A 24,171-nucleotide genomic window follows, 5' to 3' on the forward strand; every position below is an offset into this window, starting at 1 on the left:
TATAACTTACAATTCTTTTCTTTACCCTGTAGATAAAGAAAAGAACTGTAATGTTTTAGTGTGATCAAAATTCAATTATTCTATATAGAATGTCAATCAAGTTACATTTTATTCTTCCACTTTTTCAACAGCTATATTCTTATATCTTTTCATTCCTGTTCCTGCAGGTATCAATTTACCTATAATTACATTTTCTTTAAGACCTATTAGATTATCTTCTTTTCCTTTTATAGCAGCTTCAGTTAATACTCTTGTTGTTTCTTGGAATGAAGCAGCTGATAAGAATGATTCTGTAGCAAGAGACGCTTTAGTTATTCCTAATAAAACTCTCTTTGAAACTGCTGGTCTTAATTCATTTGCAACTGTTTTTTCATTTTCAGCATTAAATTCAAGTATATCTACAAGTCCTCCTGGAAGTAAATCAGTATCTCCCGGATCATCTATTTTAACTTTAGATAACATTTGTCTAACGATAACTTCAATATGCTTATCGTTGATATCAACACCTTGCATTCTATATACCCTTTGAACCTCTTTAACTATATAATCTTGAACTCCAAGAACACCTTTTACTCCTAGTATATCATGTGGATTTATAGATCCTTCAGTTATAGGATCTCCAGCTTCTAAGAATTGTCCTTGTTTAGCTTTAATTCTTGATCCATAAGGTATTGAATAAGTTTTTGATTCTCCAAATTCATCTATTATAGTAACTTCTTTTTTCTTTCCTGTTTCATCAAGTTGAACAGTACCTGAAATTTCTGTTATTATTGCAAGTCCTTTAGGTTTTCTAGCTTCAAATAGCTCCTCTACCCTTGGAAGACCTTGCGTGATGTCTCCTCCTGCAACTCCTCCTGTATGGAAAGTACGCATTGTAAGCTGTGTACCAGGCTCACCTATAGATTGAGCTGCTATTATACCTACTGCCTCACCTATATTTACCTCTTTACCAGTAGCAAGATTTCGTCCGTAACACTTAGAGCAAACTCCATGAGAAGTTTTACAATTAAGTACAGATCTTATTTTTACTTTTTCAAGCCCTGCATCTATTATTCTCTTAGCATCGTCTTCATCTATTCTAGAATCAGCTGACACTAGAACTTCATTAGTTTTAGGATCTACTACATCATCAAGAGTGTATCTTCCAACAATTCTATCATATAATTCTTCTATTACTTCATTTCCATCTTTAAATGCTGATACTAAAACACCTTCTTGTGTTCCACAATCAACTTCTCTAACTATAACGTCTTGGCTGACATCAACAAGTCTTCTAGTTAGGTATCCTGAATCGGCTGTACGAAGCGCTGTATCTGCTAGTCCTTTTCTGGCACCATGCGAAGATGTAAAGTACTCAAGTACAGTAAGACCTTCACGGAAGTTAGATTTAACTGGTATTTCTACCGTTTTACCCGACGCATTGGCCATAAGACCACGCATTCCTCCAAGCTGTCTTATTTGGTTTTTACTACCTCTGGCTCCTGAATGCGCCATTATAAATACGTTGTTTAAACGACCCAAACTATTCATAAGAGCATCTGTAACTTCTTCAGTAGTATTAGTCCAAGTTTCTATAACTTTTTCTTCTCTTTCTTCATTAGATATAAGACCTCTTCTATAAGCTCTTTCATATTTTTCTACCTTTTCTTCAGCTATTGATATTAACTGTGGTTTTTCTTTAGGTATTATCATATCTGCAACAGCGATACTTATAGCTCCTCTTGTTGAGAATCTAAATCCTAGATTTTTTATATCATCAAGCATTATAGCAGTAATAGTATTTCCATGTTTTCTAAAACATTTATCTATAATTTTTCCTAGTTGCTTTTTATCAACTAAGAAGTCTACTTCTAGTGAATGTTTGCTTTCGCTTCTATCAACAAAACCTAAGTCTTGAGGTATATTTTCATTAAATATAAATCTACCTACAGTACTTTCTACTAATACATCTTTATCTTCTTCTACTAATTTCTTTCTTACTTTAACCTTAGCATGAAGTCCAACTGCTCCAGTTTGGTATGCAAGAAGCATTTCGTTATAATCCTTAAATACGCTTCCTTCTCCTTTTTCTCCCTCAACTTCTATAGTTAAGTAGTAACTTCCAAGTACCATATCCTGAGTTGGTGTAGTTATAGGAGAACCATCCTTAGGTGCTAATATGTTATTAGTAGACAGCATTAAGAATCTAGCTTCAGCTTGTGCTTCAACAGATAAAGGTACGTGTACTGCCATTTGGTCTCCGTCGAAATCCGCATTATAAGCTGAACAAACTAGCGGATGTAATTTTATAGCCTTACCTTCTACTAGAGTTGGTTCAAAAGCTTGTATTCCTAGTCTATGTAGAGTAGGCGCACGGTTTAGTAGTACTGGATGTCCTTTTATTACTTCTTCTAAAACATCCCATACTTCTGATTTAACTTTTTCTACCATTCTCTTTGCACTCTTTATATTATGAGCATATCCTTTTGATACAAGTTCATTCATTACAAAAGGCTTAAATAATTCTAAAGCCATTTTCTTAGGAAGACCACATTGATAGAATTTAAGTTCTGGTCCTACTACGATAACAGAACGTCCTGAATAGTCAACACGCTTACCAAGAAGGTTTTGACGGAAACGCCCTTGCTTTCCTTTTAACATATCAGATAAAGACTTTAATGGTCTATTTCCAGGCCCAGTTACTGGTCTACCTCTTCTACCATTATCTATAAGAGCATCTACTGATTCTTGAAGCATTCTTTTTTCATTTCTAACGATTATATCAGGTGCTCCTAATTCTAATAATCTCTTTAATCTGTTATTTCTATTTATAACTCTTCTGTATAGATCATTCAAATCTGAAGTTGCAAATCTTCCTCCATCTAATTGAACCATAGGTCTTAAATCCGGAGGTATTACAGGGATTACATCAAGGATCATCCACTCTGCTTTATTATCAGACTTTTTGAAAGCCTCTACAACTTCCATTCTTCTTATAGTTCTAACTCTTTTTTGACCTGTACTATCTTTTAATTTTGATTTTAATTCTTTTGATAGAGATTCCAAATCAATTTTAACTAAAAGTTCTTTTACAGCTTCCGCTCCCATTCCTGCTTTGAATGTGTTTCCATACTTATCTTGAGCATCTCTATACTCTTTTTCTGTCAAAAGCTGCTTTTCTGTAAGGCCAGTTTCACCTGCATCTATAACTATATAAGATGCAAAATATAAAACTTTTTCAAGTGATCTTGGTGACATATCAAGTAATAGTCCCATTCTACTTGGAATTCCTTTGAAGTACCATATGTGAGATACCGGAGCTGCAAGCTCTATATGAGCCATTCTTTCACGTCTAACTTTAGACTTAGTTACCTCAACTCCACATCTGTCACATACTACACCTTTATATCTAACTCTTCTATATTTTCCACAGTGACATTCCCAGTCTTTAGTTGGACCAAATATTCTCTCACAGAATAGTCCATCTTTTTCTGGCTTTAAAGTACGATAATTTATCGTTTCCGGCTTTTTTACTTCTCCCTTTGACCATTGTCTTATCTTCTCAGGAGATGCTAAAGCTATTTTTATTGACTCAAAATTATTTAGTTCAAACAAGGAGTTCTCTCCCTTCTTTTTTGAGATTTAAAGTAATTAACTTTATTTTTTTTATAATACCTTAATGCTAGTTTATTCAAACTAGCATTAAGAATCTTTTATTATATTTTATTAAAAATCAAATTCTTCATCTAAATCATCTTCTAATAAAGATTCATCAAAATCCACTTCAAAATCTTCATCAGCTTCTTCTACTACAGTTTCTAGCTCTTCTGTATCTTGTTCACCAGAAACAATAGATTCAAAATTCTCACTAACGTCTTCTTCATCTACAGACTCTTTTACTTCTATTTCATGATCTTCTTCAGTTAATACCTTTACATCAAGACATAAACTTTGAAGTTCTTTTATTAAAACTTTGAATGATTCAGGAATTCCTGGTTCAGGAATGTTTTCACCCTTAACAATAGCTTCGTATGTTCTTACACGTCCTATTACATCATCTGATTTTACTGTTAGTATTTCTTGTAGTGTATGAGATGCACCATAAGCTTCAAGAGCCCAAACCTCCATCTCTCCAAATCTTTGTCCTCCAAATTGTGCTTTACCACCTAGAGGCTGTTGTGTAACTAACGAATAAGGACCTGTACTTCTAGCATGTAGCTTATCATCAACCAAGTGATGTAGTTTAAGCATATACATGTATCCAACAGTTACTCTATTGTCAAATGCATCTCCAGTTCTTCCGTCACATAATCTAAGCTTTCCATCTTCAGGATAATTAGCATTTTTTAAAGCAGTTCTTATATCTTCCTCTTTCGCTCCATCAAATACAGATGTAGCAACATGCCATCCTAAAGATTTAGCTGCAAGGCCTAAATGTATCTCTAGAACCTGTCCGATGTTCATACGAGATGGAACTCCTAGTGGATTCAGAACTATCTCTACTGGTGTACCGTCTTCCATAAACGGCATATCTTCTTCAGGTAGAATTCTAGATATAACCCCTTTATTTCCATGACGTCCAGCCATCTTATCCCCTACGTTTATCTTTCTCTTCTTAGCTATATAACATCTTACAAGCTCATTTACTCCTGGAGGTAATTCATCTCCATTCTCTCTTGTAAATACCTTAACATCTACTATTATTCCTGACTCACCATGAGGAACCTTTAAAGAAGTATCTCTAACTTCTCTAGCTTTTTCTCCGAATATTGCACGAAGAAGTCTTTCTTCTGCAGTAAGCTCAGTCTCTCCTTTAGGAGTTACCTTACCAACTAATATATCTCCAGATTCTACTTCTGCACCTATTCTAATTATTCCTCTATCATCTAGGTTTTTAATAGCGTCTTCTCCAACGTTAGGTATATCTCTTGTTATTTCTTCTGGTCCAAGCTTTGTGTCTCTTGCTTCTGCTTCGTATTCTTCTATATGAATAGTAGATAGTCTATCTTCTTTTACTAATCTTTCATTTATAAGGATTGCATCCTCATAGTTATATCCTTCCCAAGTCATGAATGCTATAAGACAGTTTCTACCTAATGCGATTTCTCCCATATCTGTAGATGGTCCATCAGCTATAACATCACCTTTTTCAATCTTATCTCCTTTATTTACTATAGGAGTTTGATTTATACAAGTTCCTTGGTTTGAACGCTTAAATTTAAGCATATTATATCTATCTTTATTTCCATCTTCTCTTTTTATAACTATTTCATCCGCACTTAATTTATCAACAATTCCAGAGTTTTTCGCTACAACAACTGCTCCAGAGTCCTTAGCTGCTCTATACTCTATTCCAGTTCCTATAATAGGAGACTCTCTTCTAACTAGAGGAACAGCCTGACGTTGCATGTTTGATCCCATTAGGGCACGGTTGGCATCGTCATTTTCAAGGAACGGAATCATAGCCGTTGCAACAGAAACAACCTGTTTTGGAGATATATCCATGTAATCAACTAGGTTTTGCGGCACAACTTTAACAATACCATTAGTTGTTCTTGATGTAACTCTTTTGTTTACAAATCTTCCTTCAGCATCAAGTGGTTCGTTAGCTTGGGCTCTTACATATATCTCTTCTTCATCTGCAGTTAAATAATGTATCTCATTTGTTACTATTCCAGTTTCTTTGTCTACTTTTCTATAACTCGCTTCAATAAATCCATATTCATTTATCTTAGCATAAGTAGCAAGTGAGTTTATAAGTCCGATATTTGGACCTTCTGGAGTCTCTATAGGACACATTCTTCCATAATGCGAATGATGAACGTCACGAACCTCAAATCCTGCTCTTTCTCTTGAAAGACCACCAGGTCCAAGAGCTGATAATCTTCTCTTATGTGTAAGCTCTGATAATGGGTTTGTTTGATCCATAAACTGAGATAATTGAGAACTTCCAAAGAACTCTTTTATAGCTGCAGCAACCGGTCTTATATTGATTAATGCTTGCGGAGTTGCAACTTCTATATCTTGTATTGTCATTCTTTCTTTAATAACTCTTTCCATTCTAGAAAGACCTATTCTAAATTGATTTTGAAGTAATTCTCCAACAGATCTTACTCTTCTATTTCCTAAATGATCTATATCATCAATATTACCTATTTGGTGGAATAAGTTGAATTGATAGTTTATAGAAGCTATAATATCATCTAATATTATATGTTTAGGTATTAGCTTTCTTATGTTATCTTTTATAGCATCTTTTATTTCTTCTTCACTACTGTATGTATCTAATATTTCTTTCAACGTAGGGTAGTGAACTTTTTCTTTTATTTTTAAATCACTTAAATCAAATGATATATGTTCTTTTATATCTACAAAGTTATTTCCTATAACTTTAACTTCTTTATCTTCATCAGAATAAACCTTAACTACATTTATCCCTGAATCTTGTATAGATTTAGCTTGTTCTATAGATATTTTTTCTCCTTCTTTTACAAAAACTTCTCCTGTTTCTGTATTAACTATATCTTGTGCAGCTATTTTGTTTATGATTCTGTACGCTAAAGCTAATTTTTTATTGAATTTGTATCTTCCTACTTTAGCTAAATCATATCTTTTAGCATCAAAGAATAATGAGTTTAATAAAGAAGAAGCACTCTCAACTGTAGGAGGTTCTCCTGGTCTTAACTTTTTGTATATTTCAATAAGACCTTCTTCTACTGTCTTAGTGTTGTCTTTTTCAAGTGTCGAGTATAATCTCTCGTCTTCACCTAAAAGTTCTATTATTTCCGCATCAGTTCCAAAACCTAAAGCTCTTAATAGTACAGTTACAGGTTGTTTTCTAGTTCTATCAACTCTAACAGATACTATGTCATTAGAATCAGTCTCATATTCTAACCATGCTCCTCTGTTAGGTATAACAGTAGATGAAATCAGTCTCTTTCCTGATTTATCTCTCTCTTGGCTAAAATATACACCCGGAGATCTAACAAGCTGACTTACTATTACTCTTTCTGCTCCATTTATTATAAATGTACCTTTTTCAGTCATTAATGGGAAATCTCCCATGAAAACTTCTTGTTCCTTAACTTCTCCCGTTTCTTTGTTTATAAGTCTAACTTTGACTTTTAACGGCGCCGAGTAGGTAACGTCTCTTTCTTTACATTCTTCTACTTCGTATTTAGGTTTTTCATCTAGGGAATAATCTACAAACTCTAAGATAAGATTACCTGTGTAATCTTCTATAGGCGAAATATCTTCAAAAACTTCTTTTAGTCCTTCCTCTAAAAACCAATCATAGGAATCTAGTTGAATTTCTATAAGGTTGGGAAGCTTTGCAACTTCATTAATTTTAGAAAAGCTTATTCTCGTTCTTCTACCTATTGTGACAGGATGTGGCATTCCATTTTCACCTCTCATAATAAAAATAAAACTTAAAAACAAATTTTTTTCCATTCCAATGCATTCAATAATGTTATCACATTTTTGTCAATAGGTCAATATAATTTTATTAAAAATATCAATTATATTGAATATATTTTTTATCTTATGATTAAAGTTTAAAATAAAATCTTTAATACTTTTATCCGTTCCACCATTTCCTATTGTATCCATTTTGAATTTAATTATAAATGTTTTATAAGTCTATTTTTTAAATTTTTTTTAAAACGCATAAAAAAAGGTGCCCAATAGGCACCCTTTTTCCTAAAGTAAATTATTTTACTTCTACTTTAGCTCCCGCAGCTTCTAATTTTTCTTTGATTTGCTCAGCTTCTTCTTTTGAAGCTCCTTCTTTAACAGCTTTTGGAGCTCCGTCTACTACAGCCTTAGCTTCTTTTAATCCAAGTCCAGTTATTTCTCTAACTGCTTTGATAACTCCTACTTTTGAAGATCCTGCTTCAACTAATACTACGTCGAACTCAGTCTTCTCTTCAGCAGCAGCTCCACCAGCAGCTCCAGCCATCATTACTGGCGCAGAAGCAGATACTCCGAACTTTTCTTCTGCAGCTTTAACTAATTCATTTAATTCTAAAACTTTCATATTTTCTATAGCTTCTAAAATTTGCTCTATAGTCATTTTTAAGCACCTCCGATATTTTATTAAACGTTAATTTATTAAGCTTCTTGTCCTTCTTGCTTCTTGATTAAAGCATCTATTAAGTATGCAAAGTTTGATACTGGAGCTTTTAAGCTGCCAAGTAATTTCGCAATAAGAACTTCTCTTGAAGGAATCTTAGAGAATTCTTCAATTTGCTCTTTTCCATAGAATTCACCTTCAACTATACCCATTTTAAGTTCTAGTTTTGGATGATCTTTCATGAAATCACTTATAACTCTAGCTGGAGCAACAGGATCTTCATATCCAAAAGCTATTGCATTTGGTCCAACTAATGTTTCATCATTTAAGTCATTGATTCCAACTTGCTTAGCTGCTCTTCTAACAAGAGTATTCTTGTAAACTTTGTATTCTACGTCAGCTTCTCTGAACTTCTTTCTAAGTTCTGTAACTTCTTCCACTGTTAATCCTCTATAATCAACAATTACAGTTGACGAAGACTTTTCTAATTTTTCAGCTATTTCTGAAACAACTTGTCCTTTTAATTCTACATTTTTAGACATTTAGGTCTCCACCTCCTTCGTCTATTATATATTTCACCGTATATTATAAAAGCCTTTGTATGTAGACATACAAAGGCTTTATTCTCTAAATTAATCAATTTATAGAAAACCTCGGTAGGAAAATTAAGCTGTAAAGCACCTACTGTCTACGGTAAAACATTTATTTTTTTCAACTTTTTAATTATAAAACATTTAACTATCTATGTCAAGAGTTTTTTTATTACTCTGCAACTCTAGCTGGATTTATTTTAACTCCAGGACCCATAGTAGATGCTACTGTAACAGATCTTAAGTATTGTCCTTTAGCAGCAGATGGCTTAGCTTTTATAATAGCTTCCATTAAAGCTGCGAAGTTTTCTACTAATTTTTCTTTTCCAAATGAAACTTTTCCAACTGTAACGTGAATTATATTAGTTTTATCTAATCTATATTCAACTTTACCAGCTTTTATTTCATCTATTGCCTTAGCAACATCAAATGTAACTGTTCCAGATTTAGGGTTTGGCATTAAACCTTTTGGTCCAAGTACTCTACCTAATCTTCCTACAACACCCATCATGTCAGGAGTTGCAACAACCACATCAAAATCAAACCAGTTTTCACCTTGAATTTTAGATACTAATTCTTCAGCTCCAACAAAATCTGCTCCTGCTGCTTCTGCTTCTTTAGCTTTTTCACCTTTAGCAAAAACTAAAACTTTTTTAGATTTACCAGTTCCGTGAGGAAGAACTACAGCACCTCTTACTTGTTGGTCTGCATGTCTTGAATCTACACCTAATTTAATGTGAGCTTCAACAGTCTCATCAAATTTAGCTTTAGCAGCTTCAACTGTTAATCCTAATGCTTCAGATGCATCATATAATGTGTTTTTATCAACTAACTTACTAGCTTCTAAATAATTTTTTCCTCTTTTAGCCATTTCAATTTACCTCCTTGTGGTTTATAGCGGTAATTTTACCTCCCACTTTTTTAAACAAATATTAGTCTTCTACAACAATACCCATACTTCTAGCAGTTCCAGCTATCATACTCATAGCAGCTTCAACTGTAGCAGCATTTAAATCAGGCATTTTCATTTCAGCTATTTCTCTTACTTTATCTTTAGAGATAGTAGCAACCTTTGTCTTGTTAGGTTCTCCAGAAGCTGACTCTAAACCAACAGCTTTCTTAAGTAATACTGCAGCTGGTGGAGTTTTTGTGATAAACGTAAAAGATCTATCTTGATAAACTGTTATAACAACTGGAATTATTAATCCAGCCTTATCTGCAGTTTTAGCATTAAATTCTTTACAGAATCCCATTATGTTAACACCATGTTGTCCTAATGCTGGTCCTACTGGTGGAGCTGGAGTAGCTTTTCCTGCAGGTATTTGTAATTTTATTTGTCCTATAACTTTTTTAGCCATTTAGTACACCTCCTTGATAGGTTTGTTTCTTTAGATTATATTTTTTCTATTTGATCGAATTCCAGTTCAACTGGAGTTTCTCTACCAAACATTGATATTAATACTTTTACAACTTTTTTCTCTAGATTTATTTCTTCAATATTTCCCATGAATCCTTCAAACGGTCCATACTTAACCGTTATAGCTTCTCCAACTTCAAAATCTATCTCTAAAGTTGTTTTTTCAACACCCATAGTCTTAACTTCTTCTTCTGATAAAGGAACGGGTTTAGATCCAGGACCTACAAATCCAGTTACACCTTTAGTATTTCTAACTATATACCAAGATTCATCAGTAATGATCATTTTAACCAAAACATATCCAGGGAATATCTTTCTTTGTCTAGATTTAGTCTTACCATTTTTAGTTTCTACTATTTCCTCAGTAGGTACAGCTAGATCTAAGATGAAATCTTCCATCCCTCTAGTCTTAACAGCTTTTTCAATAGTAGCTTTTACTTTATTCTCGTGACCTGAGTAGGTATGAACAACATACCATCTGGCTTGTTCTAGTTCTGACATATTATCTTTAACTGCCATCTACCTAAATATTAGATGACACTGACCTCCTTTGCGGAATTATCTATTTAGCATAAGCTTTAACAAGAATCCTATACCAGAATCAACCGCCCATACTAATACTGTCATAAAAAGACATGTCATTAGAACTACTCCAGTATATTTAGTTAGCTCTTTTTTGTTTGGCCAATGAACTTTTTTAAGTTCCCCTTTAGTTTCTTTCAAGAATCTACCTATGCTTTTAGTATTTTCTTTATTCGAATTTATATTAGTTTGGGCCGACATTCCCACGTCACATCCTTTTATAAACTATTTTGTTTCTTTGTGAGTAGTATGTGTTTTGCAGAATCTACAATATTTTTTTAATTCTATTCTGTCTGGGTTGTTTTTCTTGTTCTTAGTTGTATTGTAATTTCTTTGTTTACATTCAGTACATGCTAAAGTTACCTTAACTCTCATTTGGCACACCTCCTAATTTGTCATGTCCATATCTTAAAACAATCTATATTTTTACACATAGATTGCTAGTATTATAAGTATCACCTTATAAAAGTTATCATATTTTTATACTCATGTCAATTATTTTTGAAAAATATACTATTATATTTTTTTCCAATTCATTTAGAAAAAAAAGAGAAGGAAGATGCTCCTTCTCTATATTTTTAACTATTCTATTATAGAAGCAACTACTCCTGCTCCTACTGTTCTTCCACCCTCACGGATAGCGAATCTTAATCCCTCTTCCATTGCTATTGGAGCGATTAATTCAACTTCCATTGTGATGTTATCTCCAGGCATTACCATTTCTACTCCTTCTGGTAACTTTATTGATCCTGTAACATCTGTTGTTCTAAAGTAGAATTGAGGTCTATATCCATCGAAGAATGGAGTATGTCTTCCTCCCTCTTCTTTCTTTAATACGTATACCTCTGCCATTACTTTTGTATGAGGCTTTATTGATCCTGGCTTAGCTAATACTTGTCCTCTTTGGATTTCATCTCTTTGAACACCTCTTAATAATGCTCCGATGTTATCTCCAGCTTGTGCTTGATCTAGAAGCTTTCTGAACATTTCTACTCCTGTACAAACGATCTTTCTTGCTTCTTCTGCAAGTCCTACTATTTCTATTTCATCTTGAACCTTTAAGATTCCTCTTTCAACTCTACCAGTTGCAACTGTTCCTCTTCCTGTGATTGAGAATACGTCCTCTACAGGCATTAAGAAAGTCTTATCTATATCTCTTTCTGGCTCAGGGATATATGCATCTATTTCTTCGAATAATTGTACTATTCTATCTCCCCACTCACTTGATGGATCTTCTAATGCTTTAAGAGCTGATCCTTGTACTATTGGAGTGTCATCTCCTGGGAATTCGTACTCATTTAATAAGTCTCTTACTTCCATTTCAACAAGTTCTAATAACTCTTCGTCATCTACCATATCACATTTGTTTAAGAATACTACTATGTATGGTACACCAACTTGTCTTGATAATAATATATGCTCTCTTGTTTGAGGCATTGGACCATCTGCTGCAGAACAAACTAATATTGCTCCGTCCATTTGAGCTGCTCCTGTGATCATGTTCTTAACGTAGTCAGCATGTCCTGGGCAGTCAACGTGTGCGTAGTGTCTGTTTGGAGTCTCATATTCAACGTGTGCTGTTGAAATTGTGATTCCTCTTTCTCTTTCTTCTGGAGCTTTATCTATGTTTGCAAAGTCTACTGCTTCTCCTAATTCGTATCTTGCATATAATGTTTTTGTTATAGCTGCTGTTAATGTTGTTTTACCGTGGTCAACGTGTCCTATTGTTCCGATGTTAACATGTGGCTTATTTCTTTCAAATTTAGCTTTTGCCATTTTTTATTCCTCCTTTAGGTTTATAAAGTAAATTTGTCATTTCATACTTAAAACAAAATTTTTGGAGCCCACGAGCGGACTTGAACCGCCGACCTCCGCCTTACCAAGGCGACGCTCTACCGACTGAGCCACATGGGCACTCTAGACTTTCGTTAAATATTTTACTACTCATAAAAAGCAAAGTCAATACGTTTTAATCATTTCTAGATTCTAAATATTTTTCAAGTTTTCTCTTAACTCTTTGAAGTGCATTGTCTATTGATTTTACGTGTCTTTGTAGTTTATCAGCTATTTCTTGATATGATTTACCACTTAAGTATAATTCTAAAACTTCAAGCTCTAATCCACTCAATATTTGACTTATTTTAGTTTCTATATTATTAAGCTCTTCTCTACTTATTATTAATTGTTCTGGGTCCGTTATTACACTTGTTGTAATTATATCCAAAAGAGTTCTATCTGATTCTTCATCATATATAGGCTTATTTAAAGATATATATGAATTAAGAGGTATATGCTTTTGTCTTGTTGCTGTTTTTATAGCTGTTATTATTTGCCTAGTTATACATAGCTCTGCAAAAGCTTTAAATGATGATGTTTTATCTTCATCAAAATCTCTTATAGCTTTATATAAACCTATCATTCCCTCTTGTATTATATCTTCTTTATCTGCCCCTATTAAAAAATATGATCTAGCTTTAGATCGTACAAAATTTTTATATTTTTTTATTAAATACTCTAAAGCTAACGTATCCCCATTACTAGCTTTAATTACAATTTTTCTTTGATCTATCTCTTGTTGATAGTAATCATGTTTTTCTTTTTGATAGTGATCATTTTTTTCTTTTGCAACCAACATTTATACTCCCCTCCAATAGGAAACCACAGTTTTATCAGGATAAATAATTTTTCGAATATTCTTTCTTCAATTATTATAGATAAGATTCTGACCGGAGTCAAGCTATTTCAACGGTTTCTCCTTATTTTCTCAAGTTTCGACAACGTTTCTTCATCGATGAGAGAGTCTAATGTATTTTTTTTTGTTTTTTTCTGAAGTGTTTTCTTTGATATTTTTGATTTAGCAAAATCAACTTCTAATTTTAATTCCCTTGCTGAAATCCTTGTTGCTCCTTTGCCTAATATTATCTGTTGTTCTGCCCAATCATTAGTTGCAACTTTAATAATATCCCGCTTATTCATTTGAGTTATAAGCTTTTCTATATAGCTATCGGCTGTTTGGTGCTCTTTTGTGTAAACAATTTCTAAGTTTTCATATTCTTTAAATACACTTCTTGAACCTTTTACCAAGTATGCGTCAAATACTATTATAACCTTTATTCCATTGTAAGATGCATGCTCAACCATAATTTCTGCTAGCTTTTGTCTTGCTATTTCTAGGCTTTCATTAGCTAATTCTTTTAATTCTTTCCAAGCATTGATTATATTATATCCATCTAAAATAAGGTATTCTTTCACTTTATCCCTCTTTGATTTCTATTCTTTGCTTAAATGCCTCATACAGCATTATAGATGCTGCTACAGATGCATTTAATGATGTTACATTTCCTACCATAGGTATTTTCACTGTAAAATCGCAGTTTTCTTTTACAAGTCTTGATATGCCAGATCCCTCACTACCTACAACGATACCTAAAGGTCCTGTTAAGTTTTGCTTATAATAATTTTGACCATTCATATCCGCTGCTGCTATCCAAAGACCATGCTCTTTTAATTTTTTTATAGAACTAACTAAATTAGTTACTTTGCATAAAGGAACATATTCTACAGCACCAGCAGAAGCTTTTGCAACAATAGGTGTTATAGATGCAGATCTTCTCTTTGGAACTATAACTCCGTGAGCTCCAACTGCATCAGCAGTTCTCATTATAGACCCTAGGTTGTGTGGATCAGTTATTTCATCTAATATTACGATAAATGGATCTTCATTCTTTTGTTTTGCTATATTAAGTATTTCTTCTAATTCATAATATTTATAGTCATTACCCATGGCAACAACCCCTTGATGAGAGTGAGACTCACTTATCTCATCTATCTTCTTTCTATCAACATACTGAACTATTATCCCTTTATCCTTAGCCATTCCAATAATTTTCTTTATAGACCCTTCAGTTGTTCCTTTTGCTATCATTACTTTATCTATATTTCTATCACTTTTTAAAGCTTCTATTACAGGATTTCTTCCTTCTATTTTTACCACAAAATCACCTCTTATAACTGCTTAAATTTTTCTCTTATCTCACTCATTTTGCCACAGCTCATATTTCCTTCTGGACATGCTCCAGCTATACAATTAGGCCCTATATTTTTAAATATAATAGGAGCTGCTTTTCTAGCTTCCTTAAGCATCAATGTAGCCATTTCTCTTATTTCCCATTGAGCTCTTTCACAACATCTATGTTTAAAGAAGTTGAATAAACTTCTAGCATTCATAGTAAACACCATTTTTGTCTCACATGCATTAGGGAATACATATCTTGCATCCTCTATAGATTTCTTTTGAGCTAATAATTTAGCTTCTTTTTCAGTTTTTCCATCTTCAATAAAATTATTAAAATGTTTATCAAATAATATATCGACAAGTTCATCATATGCCTTCTGATCTTTTTCCATGGACTCTATAAATAGTTCTTTAGCCTCAGGTATACTTTCAATTTCTGGCGGTATTATATACTCAAAATTACCAAGCGTTACATACCTTTGACTTTGTTGAGAAAAAGAAGCTATACGATGTCTTACAATTTGGTGCGAACAACTTCTAGATATTCCTTCAACAGCAAAAGTAAAATTAACATGCTCAATAGGAGATTCATGTCCTATATTTATAAGCATATTTAAAAACTTGTCCACCTTTTCATCAGTTAAATCGTTTTCTATTTCATTAACTCCTACAGGCGAATAACAAAGCTTAGCTGCCATAGATACTACTTTTTCTGGATTTGGTGTATACTCTATTAATTTTACTTTCACAAAAAATCCCCCTTTGAATTTTTAATATTATCTTAAATATTATATCATTATACGGTTTGACATTGGATATTAAAATTTAATAATTTTAATTCATACAAATATACATATCTATTTTTTCTAAAGTACAATATATAATTAAACCAAAATACAGGGTATCAAAATAACGCTCATGTATTCTCATTATTTTCATATATAGTCTTGATAACCTATATAAAATCAAAGAAGTAGCTACCTGTATTTTACTTATACGTAATCTAGGTAGCTACTCAAATTTAATATTCATCTTAGGTTTTTTATTTAAATACTTAATTCGCCTTCTATAATTTCTACAGCCTTACTCATTATATAGTTAACTCTATCTTGCTCTTTAATTAAATGTAAATATCCAATCAAAGCCTCAAATCCAGTGGCATATCTATAATCAGTTGTATCTGCATTTTTTGGAACCTTATTTGATTTTTGATTTCTACCTCTTTTTACTATATAACTTTCATCATCACTTAACTCTTCTTCTAAAGTAAGTACTGCTTTAGCTTGCGCACTTGCCTTTACAAACCTAACCGCATTTTTATGAAGGTCATTTACTTTGCATATATTATTTTTGTTTATCAAGTGTTCTCTTACGAAAGATTCATATACTGTATCGCCCATATAAGCAAGTACTACAGGGGACATATTTCTAGCTTGCATTTTCTCCATATTAAACTCTTCTCCATTTTACACCTTGTCTTGTATCTTCTATAGCTATTCCCATATCAAGCAGCTTTTGTCTTATATCATCAGCCATTTGATAGTCCTTATTCTTCTTAGCTTGAGTTCTTTGGTCTATAAGATTTTCTATTTCTTCATCTATGCTATCGTCATTTGATTTATTAGCTATATTTAAAACATCTGTAAGCTCTTTAAACATATTGTAGCATTCATTAGCAAACTCTAAAGAAGCCTTATCGTCTACGTTAGTGTTTATAAATCTAGCAAGCTCAAATATTACACTTATAGCATCTGCTGTATTTATATCATCATCCATACTTTCTATAAATCTAGTTCTGAAAGTATCTAATTCTTTAACAAGAGATCTTTCTTCATCCTTAATACTTCCATCTAACTTGTCTTTTAAAAACTCTAAATTATTCTTAGTATTATACAGTCTTTCAAGACCAGCTCCTGCTTGCTTTAGCATTTCATCACTAAAGTTAACTGGATTTTTATAGTGTGCACTTAGCAAGAAGAATCTTACTATATCTAAATCATATTTTTCAGATATATCTCTAACTGTAAAGAAATTACCCTTAGACTTAGACATTTTCTCATCATTTATATTTATATACCCATTATGTATCCAGTAATTAGCAAACTTTTTACCAGTTCTAGCTTCAGTTTGAGCTATTTCATTTTCATGATGAGGGAATGTTAAATCTTGACCTCCTGCATGTATATCTATAGTATCTCCTAAATATCTGCTAGACATTACAGAACACTCTATATGCCAGCCCGGTCTTCCTTCACCCCAAGGACTGATCCATCCAGGCTCTCCTTCTTTTTTACTCTTCCAAAGAACAAAATCCATTGGGCTTTTCTTATTATCATTAACTTCGATTCTTGCCCCAGCTTCTAAATCTTCTATATTTTGCTTTGATAATTTTCCATAATGATCAAACTTTTTAGTATCGAAATATACATCTCCATTTACAGCATATGCATATCCTTTAGCCTCTAAATCTTTAACAAATTCTATTATTTGTTCTATATTATCAGTAACTCTAGGATGAATAGAAGCTCTCTTTATTCCAAGTCCATCTGCATCTGTAAAATATTCTTTTATATATTTATCTGCTACCTCAAGTGAACTTATTCCTTCTTCATTAGCTTTATTTATTATTTTATCATCAACATCTGTGAAATTTTGTACATAAGTTACATCATATCCTCTATATTCAAGATATCTTCTTAAAGTGTCAAATATTATAAACGGTCTTGCATTTCCTATGTGAAAGTAGTTGTATACTGTAGGTCCACATACATACATCTTTACTTTTCCTTCTTCTAGAGGAATAAATTCTTCTTTTTTTCTAGTTAAAGTATTGTATAATTTCATTTTTATCACCTCTTTACAATTTTTAATCTTCTCAATATTATACCACTTTTATATAGTTAATGTGATAAATATACCATATTGTAAATTAACTTAAAAGCCCTGAATAAATATTCAGGGCTTTTAAGTTAATTATTTTAGAAATTCAAATTTTTTCGATGTGTATTCTATATATTCTTCTTCATTTATAATGTCTTTATCTCTCATATTATCTAACATATCCACAAAATCTTTACATAAAGATTCTAATTCGCTTTTTATAAGCTCAATGTCTCTATTCATACTACTAAAACCCCCTTAAAACCAAACACTTATCAACAGGATTAAATAACGATACACACATTACTAACAGTTTATGCACATACTTATGCACATGTTGATATTTATAATATTATCTTTCTGGGCACTAAATTCCTTCTTTATTTTCTGAAAACTTTTCTACATTTTTCTTGAATTCTTTACAAATTTTCAGATAACAGCTATATATAATACGATATTCATATATATTTTAGGTATTATATTTAAATATATTCATAAATTTTATATATATTCGTGATATTTGTCTAAAATATTGCGAATATATTAATCAAAATACTTCTCTTACATAAAAAATTAGCTTTATCCACAGATTAAACATTATACTGCCTGTTTCCTATAACAAAAAAAATGCTTAAGTAAATACTTAAGCATTTTTTTGTTTATATTATGTTATTTTTTACGTGATTTATTCTATTAAGTATCTTTTCTTTTCCAAGTAAAGTTAATACTAAAGGCATTTCCGGTCCGTGCATTTGTCCTGTTAATATTACTCTAGTTCCCATGAATAAATTTTTACCTTTAATTCCATGCTCTTTTTGGATTTGCTTGAACATAGCTTTTATAAATTCTTCGCTTATTTCATCAGTATCTGTTACTTTTGCTTCTAGTGCATCTATTAAAGCCGGTATATGCTCTAACTTTAAAAATTCTCTGCATTCATCATCTTCAAGCTCTAATTCATCCTTAAAGAATATATCAACTTTAGTTGTAATTTCTTTTACGTAAGATAAGCTTTCCTTTACTACTCCTACCATTGACTTTATCCAGTCGTATTTTTCATCAGCTTCTTGTTCTGTTATAAATCCAGCTTCTATTAAGAAAGGTATAGCCATGTCAGCTATGACTTCATTGTCTGCTCCCTTTATATAGTGTGCATTTACCCAATTCAACTTGTCAGTATCGAATACTCCACCGCTCTTTGAAACTCTTTCTAAGGAGAATGCTTCTTCAAGCTCTTGCATATTAAATATTTCATTGTTGTCCTCTGGAGACCATCCAACTAATGATACATAGTTTACAAGACCTTCTGGTAAATATCCTTTTTTTCTGAAGTCTTCAACTGCAACATCGCCGTGTCTCTTACTTAATTTCTTTCTTTCTGCATTTAATATATTTGGAAGATGAACAAATGTTGGAGCTTCCCATCCAAATGCTTCATACATATATACATGCTTTGGAGTTGATGGTAACCACTCTTCTCCTCTTATAACATGAGTTATTCCCATTAAGTGGTCATCTACTATAACAGCAAAGTGATATGTAGGGAATCCATCTGATTTCATCAATACTTGATCATCTAAGTCATCTGTGTTTATAGATACAAGTCCTCTTACTATATCATTAAACTTTATTTCTTTATTAGCTGGAAGCTTAAGTCTTATAACATATTTTTCTCCAGCTGCAATTTTTGCTTCTACTTCTTCTTTTGATAATCCTCTACAGATACCATCGTATTTAGGAATTTTCCCTTCAGACTTTTGTATTTCTCTAACCTTATCAAGTCTTTCTTTTGAACAAAAGCAGTAATATGCATGTCCATTATCTAAAAGCTGCTTTATGTATTCTTTGTATATATGAAGTCTCTTAGATTGAACGTATGGTCCATTTTCTCCTACTTCAGCTATGTTTCCATTTTCATCAAGAACTACACCTTCTGTATGATTAACTCCAGCCCAGTCCATAGCTTTTAACATTCCCTCTATAGCACCTTCAACTAATCTACTTTGATCTGTATCTTCGACTCTTAAAAGGTATGTTCCACCCATTTTTTTTGCAAATAAATAATTATATAAAGCCGTTCTTAAACTACCAATATGAACAAATCCCGTTGGACTTGGTGCAAATCTAACTTTTACACTCATTAAAAACCCTCCTAATGTAAATTTTCTATATGATTATATTATATAAGCTGAGTTATGTCTATATTTTCAGATTCTTTAGTTGATCTATTTCTTATTTCAACTCTATTATTTTCAATATCTTTACCTACTACTATTGTTTTTGGTATACCTATTAATTCACAGTCCTTAAATTTAAATCCTATTCTCTCTTTTCTATCATCTAGCAATACATTGTATCCTTTTTTTGTTAGGCTTTCATATATAGACGAACCCGCATTATATTCTTTTTCTTTTTTTATGTTTCCTATTATAATATGATAATCAAAAGGACTCATATTATCTGGCCATACTATACCCAGTTCATCTTTATTTTCTTCAACAATAGTGGAAAATAATCTATCTAAGTATAATTTAGTTTCAACCATATACAGATTTTCTTCTTTAGAATTTGAATTTAGATATTTAAACTCTGTTTTTATTGTATCTATATCTATAAAATTTATACCACTAAAGCTCTTTATCTCTTTACCACAATTAAAACATTTATCTTCTATATTAGCCAGTTTGAAATTCCCTATAAAGTCTATATCAAAATCTCTTTTATAATTCACATTTTGAATATGATAGTCTGTTTTATTGGCTCCTATAACTGCATTTTTTATATTAATAACTTCTTCATCACAAAGTACAGCGTCAACTTTTATTCCTATAGGTCCTGCAAATCCAACTTCAGCACCGGTTGCAGCTTTTACTTCTTCTTCATTTGCCATCTTTACATCTTTTTCTTTAACATTAAAATGCTTTGCAACTAATAAGTTGTTTATGGTTCTGTCTCCTCTTAATAAAACAGCTACTATACTTCCCTTTATATTAAGAAGTATTGTTTTTATAAGTTTTTTAGATGAAATATTTAAAGATGATTCTAATTCATCTATAGTTTTAATATTTGGAGTGTGTATAAAGTCCATTTCTTTAGGTTCTTGTGTGGATAAGTCCTTCTCTGAATATGATTTTATTTCTTCTTTTAAGTCCCCATATCCACATTCCCCACATAAAAATACTTCTCTTAGTGGATAAGTTGTGTTGTAGAAGTATTTGCCTTTATGTTTTTCATTATTCAATCTAGTATATTTTACATTTGATTCTTCTATTAATTTATCTATACTACTTATTAAGCTATTAATAGTTGTATCTATTTCATTTTCCCCTACTATACTTACAAGCTTTATCATATTTTCTTTTTTTGGATTCAGTAATCCATCTTTAAGTCTAGATTTTGCATTTTTATTAAGCGTTAAATAAGTCAAATTAATAGGTAGGCTTTTGTATGACTTTAATTCGTTCATATATAAATTTAATATTTCTTCTTTATTCCCATTTGCTTTTATTACTGTATTGTTTTTAAAATTATCTAATATGTTATTTGTTATTTTATCTAAAAACATATTTCCTAAAGGCGTATAACAGTAACTCCCACTATCTGCATATTTAATAAGTCCTGATCTATGTAATAGTTTAGAGCTTTCATTATTAAATTCAATAAAACAGTCTTTATATGTCTTTAAATATATAGAGCTTAATTTCATAATAATACCCCCTTTACTTTATCCTAAATCTAAAAATTCAGTTAGAGTAAAAACCACTTCTGAATTGAGTTTCACTTTATATATAATATTATCAAAATTTCAAAAGATTAATATAGTATTTCAAAAAATAAAACTCAGCTTTTATATATTTAGTTTTTATAAAAAGGATTTTTGTGGTATATAGTGTAATATATGTAATATAAGTTGATTATATAGATATAAAAAGGAGGTTTGGATATGGAGATATTAGATTCAAAGGGAATGTATACTATATTAATTGATAAAAAAAATAGAATAGTATATGAAAAAAATGTGGGAGTTTGGACAAATGAAGATCTTAATAGATTTTTAGATGACTACAAGAATATAGTCTTTAATGAGCTTGGAAATGATAAACCTTGGGCTAAATTATGCAATTTAAGCAATTATGAAGTATCTTCTATCTATAATGACCTAATAGAGTTTTTAAAAACTTCTATAGATAATGGATTTTCTGATTGCGCAATTATTTCTAATGATTCTTTAGTTAACTCTCAAATGCATGAAGTATGTAAACAAATAGGTTTAAATCATTCATTTTTTGGTGGGATAGACGCATTTGACGATGCAATTGATTGGTTACAATCCAATGGATATAAACTAAAAAATAACGCATTATGCCAAGCATAATGCGTTATTTTTTTAGTAAGCTTTTGCAAAGTAAGCCATTTTTTCTGCTTTTTTACCACAACATACGCAAGTATCTCCTAAATCTTCTTGCTCAAAAGGCATACATCTTATAGTAGCTCCTGTTTCTTCTTTAACTTTAAGTTCACACTCTGTGTCTCCACACCACATAGCTTTTATAAATCCTGGAGTCTCTTCTATTGTTTTCTTGAATTCATCCATGTTTTTAGCTACATAAGTTTTTTCTTCTCTAAGTTTTAGTGCTTTATTGTATAATCCATCGTGAATTTCATCTAATAGATTTTCTATACTTTCTTTTAAGTTTTCCATTGGTATTTGAGTTTTTTCAAGAGTATCTCTTCTGAAGACAGTAATTTGGTTTTTCTCTATATCTTTAGGTCCTATTTCTAATCTTACAGGAACACCCTTCATCTCCCACTCATTGAACTTCCAACCTGGAGAATAGTTAGGTCTATCATCAACTTCAACTCTTATAGATCCTTTAAGATCAGCATATATTGAATCTACAACTTCCATAACATTTCCTTTATGTGCTGCTATTGGAACTATAGCAACTTGTGTAGGTGCTACTCTTGGAGGAAGTACTAAACCTCTATTGTCTCCATGAACCATTATAAGTCCACCTATAAGTCTTGTAGATATTCCCCATGAAGTATGATATGGATTAGCAAGATTTCCATCTCTATCAGAGTATTGTATTTCAAATGCCTTAGTAAAATGCTGGCCTAAGAAATGGCTTGTTCCTGATTGTAGTGCTTTACCATCATGCATCAAAGCCTCTATTGTATAAGTGCTATCTGCACCTGCAAATTTTTCATTTTCACTCTTTTGTCCACATACAACAGGCATAGCAAGTAAATCTTCTGCTACTTCTTTGTATATATTAAGCATTTGAAGAGTTTCAGCTTTTGCTTCTTCAGCTGTTTCATGTAGTGTATGTCCTTCTTGCCATAAGAACTCTGAAGTTCTTAGGAACGGTCTAGTTGTCTTTTCCCATCTTACAACAGAACACCATTGATTATAAAGGTATGGTAGATCTCTGTAAGATTTTAACCATTTAGAGTACATAGAGCATATTATAGTCTCTGATGTAGGTCTAACACAAAGTCTTTCAGCAAGTTCATTATGTCCTCCATGAGTTACCCATGCAACTTCTGGAGCAAATCCTTCAACGTGCTCTGCTTCTCTTGTTAATAAACTTTCTGGTATAAGTAGTGGGAAGTAACAGTTTTTATGTCCAGTTTCTTTAAATCTTCTATCTGCAAACGCTTGAATGTTTTCCCATATTCCAAATCCATATGGTTTTATTACCATGAATCCTTTTACAGGAGAATAATCAACAAGGTCTGTCTTTAATATTACGTCTGTGTACCATTGTGGAAAGTCAACTTCCATCGGAGTTATTTCTTCAACAAATTGCTTATTTTTCTTACTCATTTCTATTCCTCCTTCAAATCTGCTTTATGATATAATATAAATCAAATAAAAAAAAGCCTTTCATCTCTATTATTAGAGACGAAAGACTTATATTCCGCGGTACCACTCTAGTTAGCAATAAATTGCTCTCTTAATAGGATATAACGGTCCTTCCGTAAGAACTTTTTAACGTTCTTAAACTCCAGAGCTGGTTCAATAAATTTCTCTTAAAAGCCTCTCACCAATAGCTTTTTCGCTGTGAAGATAGATTTATCTACTATTCTCCTTCTATGTTTGTAAATTATTATAAATTTTAATTATTAATTCTATATTATAATTTATTTTTTGTCAACTAATATTAATGAACATATTGCTTGGGAAGATATACCTTCTTTTGTTCCCGTAAATCCAAGCCCTTCTTCAGTCGTAGCCTTCACATTTACTGATTCTATATCTATATTTAATGCTTTTGATATTTTTTCTCTCATAGTATCTATATGGGGCGCCATCTTCGGAGCTTGAGCTATTATTGTACTATCTATATTATTGACCTTATAACCTTTATTATTCACAAGTTCTCCTACATACTCTAATAATTTTATACTATCTGCCCCTTTGTACTTAGGATCATTATCTGGAAAGTGCTTGCCTATATCTTTAAGAGCCATGGCCCCAAGTATACTATCCATTATCGCATGTATAAGTACATCTGCATCAGAGTGTCCTAAAAGCCCCTTATCATGAGGAATATTAACACCACCTATAATAAGATCTCTTTCTTCCACTAACTTATGTACATCATATCCTATTCCTACTCTTATCATA

At 31.8% G+C, this 24,171-nt stretch carries 22 protein-coding genes, 1 tRNA gene and 2 other annotated features; of the genes, 1 reads left to right on the forward strand and 22 read right to left on the reverse strand.

The annotated features are described in order from the left end of the window. Positions 1–108 precede the first annotated feature (108 nt). From rpoC to M2214_RS16710, 20 genes are all read right to left on the reverse strand, one after another. Positions 109–3,594 carry a DNA-directed RNA polymerase subunit beta' gene (gene rpoC, locus M2214_RS16615; RefSeq protein ID WP_248481121.1) on the reverse strand — a complete coding sequence of 1,162 codons (3,486 nt, stop codon included), beginning with the start codon at positions 3,592–3,594 and terminating at the stop codon, positions 109–111. Positions 3,595–3,705: 111 nt separating this feature from the next. Next, entirely contained in the window at positions 3,706–7,377 is a 3,672-nt protein-coding gene (gene rpoB / locus M2214_RS16620; protein WP_248484902.1) for a DNA-directed RNA polymerase subunit beta, read from the reverse strand. A gap of 313 nt (positions 7,378–7,690) precedes the next feature. After that, complete coding sequence (rplL, locus tag M2214_RS16625; protein ID WP_248481122.1) at positions 7,691–8,053, reverse strand: 50S ribosomal protein L7/L12; 363 nt, start codon at positions 8,051–8,053, stop codon at positions 7,691–7,693. Positions 8,054–8,091: 38 nt separating this feature from the next. Then, a complete protein-coding gene (gene rplJ, locus M2214_RS16630) occupies positions 8,092–8,595 on the reverse strand; it encodes a 50S ribosomal protein L10 (protein ID WP_248481123.1) in 504 nt (167 codons plus the stop codon). A gap of 36 nt (positions 8,596–8,631) precedes the next feature. Then, positions 8,632–8,765 (reverse strand) — a sequence feature (ribosomal protein L10 leader region). 50 nt (positions 8,766–8,815) lie between these two features. Beyond that, the gene (rplA, locus tag M2214_RS16635) at positions 8,816–9,514 is read right to left on the reverse strand and encodes a 50S ribosomal protein L1 (RefSeq protein ID WP_248481124.1); all 699 of its coding nucleotides are present in this window, start codon (positions 9,512–9,514) and stop codon (positions 8,816–8,818) included. 61 nt (positions 9,515–9,575) lie between these two features. Next, positions 9,576–10,001 (reverse strand): 50S ribosomal protein L11, encoded by a 426-nt coding sequence (gene rplK / locus M2214_RS16640; RefSeq protein ID WP_099191109.1) that lies wholly within the window; start codon positions 9,999–10,001, stop codon positions 9,576–9,578. Between the two features lie 35 nt (positions 10,002–10,036). Further along, positions 10,037–10,561 carry a transcription termination/antitermination protein NusG gene (gene nusG, locus M2214_RS16645; protein ID WP_248484904.1) on the reverse strand — a complete coding sequence of 175 codons (525 nt, stop codon included), beginning with the start codon at positions 10,559–10,561 and terminating at the stop codon, positions 10,037–10,039. A 57-nt stretch (positions 10,562–10,618) separates the two neighbouring features. After that, positions 10,619–10,843, reverse strand: coding sequence for a preprotein translocase subunit SecE (secE, locus tag M2214_RS16650; protein ID WP_248481125.1), 225 nt, complete (start codon positions 10,841–10,843; stop codon positions 10,619–10,621). A gap of 24 nt (positions 10,844–10,867) precedes the next feature. Next, on the reverse strand, positions 10,868–11,017 hold the full coding sequence (rpmG, locus tag M2214_RS16655) for a 50S ribosomal protein L33 (RefSeq protein WP_099191103.1): 150 nt from the start codon (positions 11,015–11,017) through the stop codon (positions 10,868–10,870). A 207-nt stretch (positions 11,018–11,224) separates the two neighbouring features. Continuing rightward, entirely contained in the window at positions 11,225–12,418 is a 1,194-nt protein-coding gene (tuf, locus tag M2214_RS16660; RefSeq protein ID WP_248481116.1) for an elongation factor Tu, read from the reverse strand. Positions 12,419–12,480: 62 nt separating this feature from the next. Beyond that, positions 12,481–12,556, reverse strand: a tRNA-Thr gene (locus M2214_RS16665). 55 nt (positions 12,557–12,611) lie between these two features. Continuing rightward, positions 12,612–13,277 carry an RNA polymerase sporulation sigma factor SigH gene (gene sigH, locus M2214_RS16670; protein WP_248481126.1) on the reverse strand — a complete coding sequence of 222 codons (666 nt, stop codon included), beginning with the start codon at positions 13,275–13,277 and terminating at the stop codon, positions 12,612–12,614. Between the two features lie 107 nt (positions 13,278–13,384). Next, positions 13,385–13,894 carry an NYN domain-containing protein gene (locus M2214_RS16675; protein WP_248481127.1) on the reverse strand — a complete coding sequence of 170 codons (510 nt, stop codon included), beginning with the start codon at positions 13,892–13,894 and terminating at the stop codon, positions 13,385–13,387. A gap of 1 nt (position 13,895) precedes the next feature. Then, positions 13,896–14,636, reverse strand: a complete 741-nt coding sequence (gene rlmB / locus M2214_RS16680; protein ID WP_248481128.1) for a 23S rRNA (guanosine(2251)-2'-O)-methyltransferase RlmB — start codon at positions 14,634–14,636, stop codon at positions 13,896–13,898. An 11-nt stretch (positions 14,637–14,647) separates the two neighbouring features. Continuing rightward, a complete protein-coding gene (gene thyX / locus M2214_RS16685) occupies positions 14,648–15,406 on the reverse strand; it encodes an FAD-dependent thymidylate synthase (protein ID WP_256466690.1) in 759 nt (252 codons plus the stop codon). Between the two features lie 297 nt (positions 15,407–15,703). Next, positions 15,704–16,105 (reverse strand): Mini-ribonuclease 3, encoded by a 402-nt coding sequence (locus M2214_RS16690; protein WP_248481129.1) that lies wholly within the window; start codon positions 16,103–16,105, stop codon positions 15,704–15,706. 1 nt (position 16,106) lies between these two features. After that, positions 16,107–17,501, reverse strand: a complete 1,395-nt coding sequence (gene cysS / locus M2214_RS16695) for a cysteine--tRNA ligase (protein ID WP_248481130.1) — start codon at positions 17,499–17,501, stop codon at positions 16,107–16,109. Positions 17,502–17,630: 129 nt separating this feature from the next. Next, entirely contained in the window at positions 17,631–17,780 is a 150-nt protein-coding gene (locus tag M2214_RS16700; RefSeq protein WP_248481131.1) for a hypothetical protein, read from the reverse strand. 416 nt (positions 17,781–18,196) lie between these two features. Then, positions 18,197–19,678 carry a glutamate--tRNA ligase gene (gltX, locus tag M2214_RS16705; RefSeq protein ID WP_248481132.1) on the reverse strand — a complete coding sequence of 494 codons (1,482 nt, stop codon included), beginning with the start codon at positions 19,676–19,678 and terminating at the stop codon, positions 18,197–18,199. A gap of 38 nt (positions 19,679–19,716) precedes the next feature. Next, complete coding sequence (locus M2214_RS16710; protein ID WP_248481133.1) at positions 19,717–21,243, reverse strand: YbaK/EbsC family protein; 1,527 nt, start codon at positions 21,241–21,243, stop codon at positions 19,717–19,719. A 237-nt stretch (positions 21,244–21,480) separates the two neighbouring features. On the opposite strand from M2214_RS16710, the gene M2214_RS16715 reads away from it, so the two are divergent. Further along, entirely contained in the window at positions 21,481–21,912 is a 432-nt protein-coding gene (locus tag M2214_RS16715) for a hypothetical protein (protein ID WP_248481134.1), read from the forward strand. A 12-nt stretch (positions 21,913–21,924) separates the two neighbouring features. Here the strand turns inward: M2214_RS16715 and proS are convergent, their stop codons facing one another. Both proS and ispF read right to left on the reverse strand, forming a co-directional pair. Then, positions 21,925–23,367, reverse strand: a complete 1,443-nt coding sequence (gene proS, locus M2214_RS16720; RefSeq protein WP_248481135.1) for a proline--tRNA ligase — start codon at positions 23,365–23,367, stop codon at positions 21,925–21,927. 71 nt (positions 23,368–23,438) lie between these two features. After that, positions 23,439–23,646, reverse strand: a binding site (T-box leader). 38 nt (positions 23,647–23,684) lie between these two features. Then, positions 23,685–24,167, reverse strand: coding sequence for a 2-C-methyl-D-erythritol 2,4-cyclodiphosphate synthase (gene ispF / locus M2214_RS16725; protein ID WP_305879822.1), 483 nt, complete (start codon positions 24,165–24,167; stop codon positions 23,685–23,687). Between the last annotated feature and the right edge of the window lie 4 nt (positions 24,168–24,171).

The organism is Tepidibacter aestuarii, assembly GCF_934924865.1.
GTDB lineage: Bacteria > Bacillota > Clostridia > Peptostreptococcales > Peptostreptococcaceae > Tepidibacter_A > Tepidibacter_A aestuarii.